Consider the following 1,077-nt stretch of genomic DNA (forward strand, 5'->3'; position numbering starts at 1 on the left):
GATGTCGACCAGCCAAGAAATCTGGCGAAATCCGTGACCGTCGAATAACTGATGAATGGCTCGGCCAAACGGACAATCGTAAGTTGCACCACATGCGACGGAGCGTTATCATTCCCGCCTCGACGGCGTTTGATGTTGACCGACAAGGAACAGTCAGCTTGTCCGGGCAAGCCATATTTTCGCGAATGGTAAAGGAGAAAGAAATTTATGTCGCAGACGCCAACCACGCCGCAAAATTCACTGCCTGTCATCAACACCTACGATGACGAAATCGATCTGAGCGAATTGTTTGCCCGCCTCTGGGCGCAAAAATGGCTAATCCTGACAAGCGGCTTTTTGGCAACTGTTATCGCAATTGCCGTTGCTCTGTGGTTGCCAAATGTTTATCGCGCTGAAGCGCTGCTTGCACCGGCCGAAGAAAATAGTGGTGGGGGGCTGTCGGCTTTGGCCTCACAGTTTGGTGGCCTCGCTTCGCTGGCTGGCATTAATTTACCGAAAGGTGACACCAACAAAACCACGGTCGCCATAGAGTTGATGAAATCGCGCACCTTTCTGACCGATTTTATCCGCCGCCACCAGCTTGAAGTGCCAATCATGGCGGCAAAAGGGTGGGATCGTGCCACCGATCAGCTCGTTATTGACCCGGATATCTATGATGTTAACACCAAACGTTGGGTGCGCGAGGTTCGCCCCCCTTTCCGGCCAGAACCAAGCGATTGGGAGCTGTACAAGGAATTTTCCGACTTGTTAACCGTAAGTGAGGATAAGAAAACGGGGCTTATTAAGGTGGCAGTGGAATATTATTCACCCAAAATGGCAAAGCAGTGGGTGGATTGGTTGGTTGCAGAAATCAATGCGTACATGAAACAGCGCGATGTGGCCGATGCCGAGAAAAAAATTAAGTTTCTTGAAGCGCAAATTGCTAAGACGTCCATTGCCGAAATGCAAAAGATTTTTTACAAGCTGATTGAGCAGCAGACAAAAGTGATAATGCTCGCCAATGTCCAGGATGAGTACGTATTCAAAACATTAGATCCGGCGGTCGAACCGCTCGAAAAAGCGAAGCCGAAACGCGCA

The 1,077-nt window shown here is 49.9% G+C and carries 1 protein-coding gene; it reads left to right on the forward strand.

Going from position 1 to position 1,077, the window contains the following annotated elements:
* Positions 1–207: 207 nt before the first annotated feature.
* On the forward strand, positions 208–1,077 hold an 870-nt coding region (locus tag D6694_03530), incomplete at its 3' end, for an LPS O-antigen length regulator (GenBank protein RMH46441.1).

This window comes from Gammaproteobacteria bacterium, from assembly GCA_003696665.1.
Classification (GTDB): Bacteria; Pseudomonadota; Gammaproteobacteria; order Enterobacterales.